At 43.2% G+C, this 10,296-nt stretch carries 8 protein-coding genes; 7 read left to right on the forward strand and 1 reads right to left on the reverse strand.

The window, feature by feature from the left end; genetic code table 11:
- The 7 genes from WS34_RS13005 to WS34_RS13035 all read left to right on the forward strand — a co-directional run.
- Positions 1-918, forward strand: a 918-nt coding sequence (locus WS34_RS13005) for a RagB/SusD family nutrient uptake outer membrane protein (RefSeq protein WP_046405286.1), incomplete at its 5' end; no start/stop codon positions are given.
- 11 nt (positions 919-929) lie between these two features.
- Positions 930-1,715, forward strand: coding sequence for a DUF4843 domain-containing protein (locus tag WS34_RS13010; RefSeq protein ID WP_046405288.1), 786 nt, complete (start codon positions 930-932; stop codon positions 1,713-1,715).
- 12 nt (positions 1,716-1,727) lie between these two features.
- Positions 1,728-3,353, forward strand: coding sequence for a PKD-like family lipoprotein (locus tag WS34_RS13015; protein WP_046405290.1), 1,626 nt, complete (start codon positions 1,728-1,730; stop codon positions 3,351-3,353).
- Positions 3,354-3,364: 11 nt separating this feature from the next.
- Complete coding sequence (locus WS34_RS13020) at positions 3,365-4,531, forward strand: TlpA disulfide reductase family protein (protein WP_046405292.1); 1,167 nt, start codon at positions 3,365-3,367, stop codon at positions 4,529-4,531.
- Between the two features lie 17 nt (positions 4,532-4,548).
- On the forward strand, positions 4,549-5,892 hold the full coding sequence (locus WS34_RS13025) for a TlpA family protein disulfide reductase (RefSeq protein ID WP_046405293.1): 1,344 nt from the start codon (positions 4,549-4,551) through the stop codon (positions 5,890-5,892).
- 155 nt (positions 5,893-6,047) lie between these two features.
- The gene (gene kbl / locus WS34_RS13030; RefSeq protein WP_013613598.1) at positions 6,048-7,238 is read left to right on the forward strand and encodes a glycine C-acetyltransferase; all 1,191 of its coding nucleotides are present in this window, start codon (positions 6,048-6,050) and stop codon (positions 7,236-7,238) included.
- A 98-nt stretch (positions 7,239-7,336) separates the two neighbouring features.
- Positions 7,337-8,746 carry a hypothetical protein gene (locus WS34_RS13035; protein WP_286693781.1) on the forward strand — a complete coding sequence of 470 codons (1,410 nt, stop codon included), beginning with the start codon at positions 7,337-7,339 and terminating at the stop codon, positions 8,744-8,746.
- A 74-nt stretch (positions 8,747-8,820) separates the two neighbouring features.
- Here WS34_RS13035 and WS34_RS13040 read toward each other — a convergent pair whose 3' ends face one another.
- Positions 8,821-10,170, reverse strand: a complete 1,350-nt coding sequence (locus WS34_RS13040) for a hypothetical protein (RefSeq protein WP_046405294.1) — start codon at positions 10,168-10,170, stop codon at positions 8,821-8,823.
- Between the last annotated feature and the right edge of the window lie 126 nt (positions 10,171-10,296).

Consider the following 10,296-nt stretch of genomic DNA (forward strand, 5'->3'; position numbering starts at 1 on the left):
GATAATCCCACTTCTAAACGCATTACCTACCGGACTGAATTCAGTAAAGAAATCAAGGAGTTGCAACCGTCGAATGTGGTCATGGACAGTATTATTTCTGATCTGAAAAAAGCGGAAACCTTACTCACCGGTACCGATCCCCTGAATTTTGAGTTTCCGGTTAGTGACTATGAGGAAGAGGATATGGGAGGCGACCGTTTTTTGGTATATCGTCATAAACGGATGAATCTGTATGCGGTGAAAGCTTTGTTGGCCCGGGTGTATCTGTATGCCGGAAATAAGACGGAGGCGGAGAATTATGCCAATCAGGTGATCGGGAGTGGTTATTTCGATCTGATCGGAGATGCTTCCGATGTATTGCGTTCGAAAGAAATTGTATTTTCGGTGTATGTGGACGATTTCGACCAGCAGGTGGCTACGATCACTAATGGGAATACCTATTATATCAGTGAGGAAGAGTTTTTGGACGAACTTTTCGATGTGGCCAATGACGGGTCGAATGACTTACGTATCCGGGAGGGGGTAGGCTTCGATTACGGGACTCACGGGATTACGATGAGAAAGTACAAACAGGAGAATTTGTGGGCTTCTACAGAAGGTACGGTCGTATTGATCCGGTTGTCGGAGATGTATTACATTTTGGCAGAATGTGCTGCAACTCCTGAAGAGGCTGCCGGATATTTAAATAAGGTAAGGGAAATGCGTGGTATAGACCCGACGGTTTGTACGGAAACTAACCGTTTGAATGAGATCGAGAAAGAGTACCGGAAAGAATTTTATGGAGAAGGACAGTTGTTCTATTTCTATAAACGCAATGGGTATACTACTTTTTTACATAGTCCGCTCAGTAATATGACCGAAAGTAACTATATGTTCTCCTGGCCGGATGATGAAACTTTGTTTGGTAAAACCAATTAATCGGAAGAATTATGAAAAGAATACAAATATCTATCTTTTTGATACTGGCTTTGGCCATATACAGTTGCCAGGAATATGAAATGGTGCAATATGGTACCGGGCAGCAAATTAATTTTATGGGGGATTATTATCTGGGACAGAATAAGAAGCCCTATTGGGAGGACGATACGACTTATCTGCATTATGAGGTGAATTTCGGTATAAATCCGTTGGGCGATTCATTGCGGGTAGATACCGTACTGATCGGGGTGAAAATCAGCGGTGCTATGGTGGATTATCCCCGGAGAGTGGTATTTAAAACCGATGCTCCTGATAAAAATGCATTGGAAGTTTTATTTCCGGAAGCCTATTATGTACCTGCCGATACCGGACAGGCTGTGTTTAAAATACTTTTAAAACGTCCGGCAACACGTAATGCTACATATTCGGCTAATCTGACTTTCGATTATGCCCAATCTGATTTTGAAGCGGGTACTTTAGAAAGACAATTTTTCAGATTAAAAGCCGAAGATACGGTAAATCTCGGTTTATGGGGATCCAATGAGGAAGAATGGGACGGTTACTATGCCATGTATTTCGGCGATTATAGTGAGACGAAAGCCCGGTATCTGATTACAAAATACGGAGGGACTTCCCTGAATGAATGGATGATGACCAATCAGTTTTACGATATACTCTTGTCGAACGGATTTTATACGGATTTAGAAGCTTATAAGGCGGATCCGGCCAACCGGCCTTTGATTGATGAGAACACCGGAGAATGGATCGAGATCCCGGATATTTCGGAATTACTTTAAAATTTGAACAGTATGAAAAGATTGATCTATTTTATATTAGGATTACTCGTGGCTTCGTGCTACGATGATAAGGGAAATTATACTTATCAGGAGGTAAATACACTGGATGTCTCTTTGAATAAAGTATATTCGGTGCGTCTGGATAAAGATACGACGGTTACAATTATACCGCAATTGTCTCAGTCCTTACAAGAAAATGAGGATAATCTGGAATATACGTGGCTGCATTCGACAACCAATCATAATTTTTACGGACATGGCAAGTTCGACACGGTTGGATTGGAAAAGAATTTAAGTTTTCATATCGATCCTGAGGCTAAAAATCTGGCCTATGCCCATTATTTTCGTTTGAATGTATACGATAGAATAACGGATATAGAATATCCGGTCAATACGACCATCGAATTGATCAAACCTTATGTCGGTTCGTGGATGATATTACACCGTAAAAACGGACAGACTGAATTAGGTTCTGTCGAATATATCGGGGGAGACATCGTCGTACAGGAAGATGCTTATTATGAAGAAACCGGAAAAAGATTTACCGGAAAACCGCAGGCTTTGATGTCGTATACGACTTCCTGCAAGTATTATGGTACAGGATCGGGCTGGAATATGTTTACCGTCATTACGGATGATCCGGTAGAATCGGGCGTGTATTGCCAGTGGAAACATTTTGAAAAGAAAGACAGCCTGACGCGGATGGTAGCTCCGTTAGCTCAGAATAGTTTTGATTTTCAGCATATCACTTTAGCAGATGGTGATGGCACTGCCAGTGCTTTGTTGCTGTCCGGCGGCATGCTTTATCAGTCGCCCCGTGCCGGGAAAATTTATGAGCCGGCTGCTGATCTGGAAGGAGAGGTAAATATCACGCTTGCTTCTAAAATCAGTAATAATGCGCTGTTGTACGATGAAGCAGGACATCGTTTCGCTTTCTATTATAATACGAGTGACGGGTTGGGTGTAAAGAAATACGATCCCTTGTATTTTAGTGAAAGCGAGGAAAATACGAATCTGATCAAGGCTATACCGACCCGGGATGGAAATGTGTCGGCTGTAAATCCCAATAAACTGCCTGAAGACCAGAAAGTCTTGTATTTGGGAACCGGTTATCAGTATGCTTCTGCCTGGACCAGTGTGTATGCCTATGCTTTGGCGAAAAACGATACCAGATGTTTCGTCTATGAGTTCAATCCGAGAGGATTTAATTATTCGGACAATGCTTCGTTTAATGGCTATTATACCATAAATATCCCCCAAGGTTTGGACGAGAGTGCAGTGTTTGCCTCTACCCCTCCGTACAGTGGGCTTCTTTTTTATGCTTCCGGCAATACGGTTTATCGTTTGGATTTCAAGCAGGCAGGAGGAAAGGCGACAGCTATTTATACCCATGCCGGAGGTAAGGCGGTGAAGATGAAATTCGCTAAGCGCTATCTTTCCAGCAGTAATGCTTTCGATGCTTATGAATTTGATGTGCAATATAGTTTGGGTATCGGTTTCGATATGGGAAACGGTAAAGGAGATTTTGTCATTCTGAATTTATCGTCTACCGGAAGTGTCGGTGGGGATAGTGAGCATTATCCGGCCAAGCAAGTGTATACTGATTTTGGGGAAATTACTGATTTTGTATTTATTTAAAAATAGAGCGTATGAAGGTATTTATTATACTAGCTGGTTTATTGATGTTAGGAGCTTGTACCGGCAAGCCGGAAGGCTTTGTACTGAAGGGTGAATTGAAGGGAGCTCCGGATGATCATTGGGTATTTCTGACAAATACCGGACAAACTCATTATTACGATAGTACCCGGTTAAAAAACGGACGGTTTGAGTTCAAAGGGAAAGTTGACGGTCCGGAATTGCGTTGTATTACTTATTTTAAAGATCCCTCACAACGGGTTTTTGGGTGGGATAAAATTCTGAATATTCCGGTTTATGTTGAGAATGCTGCTATTCAGGTCACTTTACCTTTTGCTGAAATGCCTTCGAAGCTGCAAAAAGAACTTCCTGTCGGTTTACAGGTGAAAGGGTCGGAATCTCATGATCTGTATATGGCTTATAAGCGACGGGTGACTCCGTTTGTTTTGCAGAACGATAGTTTGTTCGATGCTTACCGGCATGTGTATTATTATAAAAAAGGAACGGAAGAAGACGTATTTCGCTGTGTCCGGGAAATGGATGCCGTACGCGACAGTATCTTTTATACCGGGGTCGGTTTTATTCGTCGGCATATTTCCTCTCCGGTAGCCGTATATGTGGCTAAAGGGTTGAATGTACGGGCACATGAAAGACGGGTTGCCCGGGAGGTTGCCGGACTTTTCCCGGAAGAGTTTCGGAAAACCCCGGAAGGACAGAAGCTGGAGAAGGCTGTCCTGGGCCAGCCTTTATACGTTGGAGATGTATTGCCTGATTTCGAGGTATTGACCACCGGTTTGAAAAAGGTGAAATTGTCCGGGATATTACGCAAAGGTCATTATACTTTGGTGGAATTATGGGCATCCTGGTGTGGCCCTTGCCGGGCAGATATCCCCCATTTGAAAGAGACCTATGAACGTTACCATGGAAAGGGATTCGATATGGTCAGTATTTCGATAGACGACGACACGGATGCCTGGCTGAAGGCGGTAAAGGAAGAAGGAATGGCTTGGACACAGGTTTGCGGGGCGAACGGGAAGAGTTATGACAAGGAATGTATGAAACTCTTCGGAACCAATGGTGTGCCTTCCTGTGTTTTGGTCGATGCCGAAGGCCGGGTAGTCAGCACCAATGCCCGTGGAGGATGGTTGAATGAAAAATTAGCGAAATTGTTTCAGGAATAAGGATAAAATTGAAAATAATGAAAAGTATTTTGATCGTTTGTCTCTGTATGTGGGGGCTGCTCGTGTATGGGGAAAAAAATAACACGGTGCATTTGTATGGTTCGTTGAAAGAATTTAAAGCGGCAGAAGTGAATATGGCTCCGGATGGAGCTGCCGGTGAGATTTCGGATGCCGGAGTGATAAAAATACCCGTGGACGCAGATGGAAATTTCGATTTGGTGTTGCCTTTGAGCAAACCTGCTTATTTCCGTGTCGGACGAAATACCTTGTATCTGACTCCCGGAGATGAACTGAAAGTATATTTGGGTACTTCCCAGCCGCAAAGTACATTCGAGGGGAAAGGTATGGAAGCCAATACCTATCTGAAAGGACGGTTGTTTCCGAAAGCAGGGTCCTTTCTTTCGGCCGGAAGAAATCTGAAACCGACTTTTGAAGCGACTAAAAAAACGGTGGATAGTTTAGCTGCCCTGCGTATGAAAGAGTTGGAGGAGTTGAAAAATGTCAGTAAAGAATTTAAGCTGCTCGAAAAAGAACGGATTAAAGCTGATGTGGCGAATAGCTATATGTCTTTTGCCGGTTATTCGGACGCGATGTTGAGCGATTGTAAGTCGGAGGAAGAATTCAAACAGGTACTTGGGAAATTTTATACTTCTATACAAGGGGATATGAACCCGATTCTGCAGGAAATTGCCGGTTCGGACGATTATCTGGATGTGGCCGTTGTGAGAGATGTCCTGGTCAGTTGCTATAACTTGAAAGTTTTCGATTATCCGAAGTCCGCCCGCTTGGCAGAACTGGTCGAAGTACTGGAAAAAGGAGAAGAACTGGAAGGGGAACTGACGCCGGAAAAATACCGGGAATTGAAAGATTTTGCCGGTAAACTGAAATATAAAGATTTCAGCGAAGCTTATCTGGGGCGTTTGGAGCGCCGGGCGAAGTTGATGGAAGGACGTCCGGCTATCGATCTCGATCTTGTGACTTCCGAGGGTAAGAAAGGAAAACTGAGTGATTATAAAGGTAAACCGATGTATGTCGATTTTTGGGCGACCTGGTGTGGCCCTTGTATGGGAGAAATGCCCTATTTCAATGAATTGAGCAGTAAATACCCGAATGTACAGTTTATCGGAATCTCGGTGGATGAAAGTGAGAAAGCCTGGAAAAACTTTATCGGGCGGGGTAGTCATGGCGCTGTCAACGAACTGAACTGTCAGGACTCCCGCACTAAATCCGGTTGGGATATTACGGGCATTCCGCGTTTCTTGTTGATCGACGAACACTTCAATATCATTTCGGCCGATGCTCCCCGTCCTTCACAAAAAGAGATCATCGAGCCGATATTGAAAAAACTCAGTAAGAAATAATATTTACCGGCATCTTTCGAAACTAACGAATTCTTAGAAAATCGGGGGATTTGGGTTCGGATTGTAACTTTAAAAAATCTTTAAGTGATATTTTTATGGGATTTCCTGAAATATTTTCTAAGTTTGAAGAAATTATATAAATAATCTTTACTGCTATGTACGGAAAATTTCAAGATTTCTTAAAGGCTGAAATTCAGTCTATAAAAGATGCCGGTTTATATAAAACCGAGCGCCTGATCGCAACACCTCAGGATGCAGAAATCAAACTGACTACGGGCGAAACCGTATTGAACTTTTGTGCGAACAACTATTTGGGTCTTTCTTCCCACCCGCGAGTAATCGAAGGAGCCAAGAAAGCATTGGATGCCCGGGGATACGGCATGTCGTCTGTTCGTTTCATTTGCGGTACCCAGGATATTCACAAAGAGCTGGAAGCTAAAATCTCTAAATTCTTCGGGACTGAAGATACTATTTTATATGCTGCTTGTTTCGATGCCAACGGAGGTGTTTTCGAACCTTTGTTCGGTCAGGAAGACGCTATCATCTCCGATGAGTTGAATCATGCTTCTATCATCGACGGTGTTCGTTTATGTAAAGCGGTTCGTTACAGATACAAACATGCCAATATGGAAGATCTGGAAGAACAGCTCAAAATTTCTCAGGCTCAGCGTTTCCGGATTATCGTTACCGACGGAGTATTCTCTATGGACGGCGATATTGCCCGATTGAAAGAAATCTGTGATCTGGCAGAAAAATACAATGCCCTCGTCATGGTAGACGATAGCCATGCTGCCGGCTTTATCGGTAAAACAGGTCGTGGTTCTGCCGAATACAACGGCGTGATGGATCGTATCGACATTTTCACCGGTACGCTGGGAAAAGCACTGGGAGGAGCTATGGGAGGCTATACGACAGGTAAAAAAGAAGTGATTGAAATGTTACGTCAGCGGTCTAGACCTTACCTGTTCTCCAACTCTCTGTCTCCGGCTATTTGCGGGGCTTCTATCGCTGTATTCGATATGTTGACGGAAAGTACCGAATTGCGTGACCGTGTGATGAGCAATGCCGAATATTTCCGGGGTAAACTGAAAGAGGCCGGATTCGATATCAAACCTTCTGAATCGGCTATCGCTGCACTGATGCTTTATGATGCCGTATTGTCACAGCAGTTTGCTGCCGAGCTGCAGAAAGAACATATTTACGTTACCGGTTTCTATTATCCGGTCGTTCCGAAAGGACAGGCACGTATCCGTATCCAGTTGTCGGCTGCCCATACCCGTGAACAACTCGATCGTGCAATCGCAGCCTTTATCAAAATCGGTAAAAAATTGAATGTCATTCAATAAATTTTGTCTTCACACTCTTTCAGGAGTGGTTAGATTTCGGAAAGAGGTGTCGTTTGTGATGCCTCTTTTCTATTTATAAATTTTCTGGTCTGAATAAAATGAAAACTACTGCCCACTATTTAAAAATTTTTTGCTTTTTAGTACTTCCGATATTATCGTATGCTTGTCCGGCTCTGGCCGTCGGTTCCGGAAATGAAAACGAAGCTGTTGCCGGCGAAAATAAAGCGTTGAAAGAGAAAATGGTTCGGTTCTTTTTAAATTACCTGGCGGGCGATGAAACCTTATATCAAAACAATAAACCGGTATCTTTGGCCGATATTGCCCGTCAGCGCCAGTTGGTTTGGGAAGCGTGGGTAGAAGCGAACAATCGGTTTGACGAGCAAAAATTGATCGGACTCGGTAAATTGGAACAGGAAAACTCCGGTAATTGGGATTTGCCGGCAGAGCTCGAACCGCATGCTGTTATGCCCTATTATTGGGGATGTAAGGGAGAGCCCGGGCCTGAAGGGGGATACCCGCTTTACCTCTATATGCATGGTTCCGGTGATAAGGCTCAGGAATGGGCAACCGGGATCTTACTTTGCCAAAAATTCGACGATGTTCCTTCGGCCTATTTTATACCCCAGATTCCCAATATGGGTAATTATTACCGCTGGTGGCAAAAATCAAAACAGTTTGCCTGGGAAAAGTTGTTACGCCTGGCTTTTGTTTCCGGAAATATCAATCCCGATAAAGTCTATTTTTTCGGTATATCCGAAGGGGGATACGGTAGCCAGCGTCTCGCCTCTTATTATGCCGATTATCTGGCCGGAGCAGGACCTATGGCCGGGGGAGAACCTTTGAAAAATGCACCTGTCGAAAACTGCCGGAATATTGCCTTTTCTTTTCTGACCGGAGCCGCAGATGCCGGTTTCTACCGGAATAAACTGACGACATATACCAAAAATGAATTTGAAAGATTAAAGAAATTATATCCGGAAGATTATATCCATCGGATAGAACTGATTCCAGGGAGAGGACATGCTATCGATTATACGCTTACGACTCCCTGGTTGAAACAATATACCCGCAACCCTTATCCTAAAAATGTAAATTGGGAAAATTTCGAGATGGACGGGATGTACCGGAAGGGATTTTATAATCTGGCCGTTAAAGAACGTTCGAATGATGATTATTCTTCCCGGACTTATTATGAATTGGCGATAAAAGAAAACGAAATCTCATTGGAAGTCGATCTGGTTACTTATAAAACGGTCGAGACCGACCCTAATTGGGGAATAGAGCTGAAATTCGAAAAAGATTATCGGCCGGCAACCAAGGGAAAGGTCGTGATTTATTTGTGTCCGGAGCTGGTCGATCTGAATAAGAAAATCACCCTGATTGTCAATGGTAAAAAAGCATTTCAGGGGAAAGTAAAGCCTGGACTCGAACATATGGTAAATAGTTGTGCCACTTTTTATGATCCGGCAAGAATATATCCGGCAGCCATAGAGGTGAATATAAAGTAGTATTGTTAAACGAAATAACCGTCTGATAGGCGATAAAAGAAGGTTGTCTCTGTAAAGAGACAACCTTTTTATAGCTAATCGTGTTTCCCATTGAATGCCCAATTGGATTTGTAACTCCAACGGGAGGGACAACGATCGGTCACCATCCTCATTCTCCGGGCCTGATCGACCGTAATGGAGTTTTTACGACTGTTTCCTTCCATTATATTGAAAGAAGTATAGCGTTTCCCTTCTGCTTTTTCCGTTTTGAAAATCGTGAAGTTATTAAGTGGGTCATAGAAATAAGTATCCGGACAAAAGTCTGTATCTCCGTCGATCAGATTATTTTCATCTTCTCCGGTTTCCCAGTTATAACTTTCAGAATACTGCATTGTCTTCAGTCCCAGATAATAACCGAAAATAGTAGCCAATTCCGTTGCATCATTTTTCTCCATCGAATTGACATTCAATACCCCTTCGTAGTTCAACAAGATGGCTACATCTTTGTAATCCGTCACATCGGCAGCGGTAAAATCTTCGACTTCCGTTGCTGCAATTCCCGGAATCGCTTCCTGACCTTTCTGAATGACGGTCGGAGGTACCGCTATGTAAGTAGAAGCCCCTGTCGATGTCCAATTGTCCGAATATTTTGCCACAAAGATATTCAGATAACGGTTCGGATCCCAAATCCTGCCGGGGGTATTGATGTATTGCTCGTAGGCGGTTTGGTTCATGTCCGAAGACAAGTTGATGACCTCTTTCCCTTTCTCTGCCAGTAAATTTCCATTTTGGTCGTACTCCGCCAGTTTGAAAACGATCTTTGCGTTTCCTCCGTTGGGATTTTTAGAAATCAAGCCATTAAAAATATTGTTCACCCGGTCTAATTTTTCCTGTAACTTTTCTACAGAGATAGAATAGGAAGGCCGGGCATTTGCCGGAGGCACCAGTAAATGGAAAATCACCGGATATACAATCTCCTGGTATTCGTTAGGATCAGGTAAATCCCGGCGTTTTATTTCCAAAACATTACTCTTTAAATCTCCCCCTTGAGCATAAAAACGCAACACATCCCAGTCTGTACGGGTAGTGGAAAAAACGTTGTTCTCGACTTTATTACCTTTTTCATCATATACGGCCAGATAACCTGCCGGTAATTCATCGCCGGGGATTTGATAAACCAGCGTATCCAGTACTTCTGTATAGGAAAGGCTGTCGCTGGTTTCATACTTTTTCATCACCTTGATTTCTTTTATTCCGTAAGCCATAATCCGGAAATTCATTTCTGCCTCACCGTCAGGTAATAAAGTTTCGTGATCGGCCATCAATTCGAGGATTTTAATATCGGCCGGTTTAACCGGATTCAAATATACATCGGCATCATCCGGCGTACATGCTCCGATCAGCATTCCTCCTAAAAGCGAAAAGAATATATTCTTGAATTTCATATCGTTCAAATTTAATTAGACACATGATTTAATTCCAACCCGGGTTCTGAGGGATCTTATTGTACACCAACTCACTTTCGATCGGAATTTTCAACGCATACCGATAATCCTTGCTTTCCAGTTTGT

It is taken from the genome of Odoribacter sp. N15.MGS-14, from assembly GCF_000980245.1.
Lineage (GTDB): Bacteria > Bacteroidota > Bacteroidia > Bacteroidales > Marinifilaceae > Odoribacter > Odoribacter splanchnicus.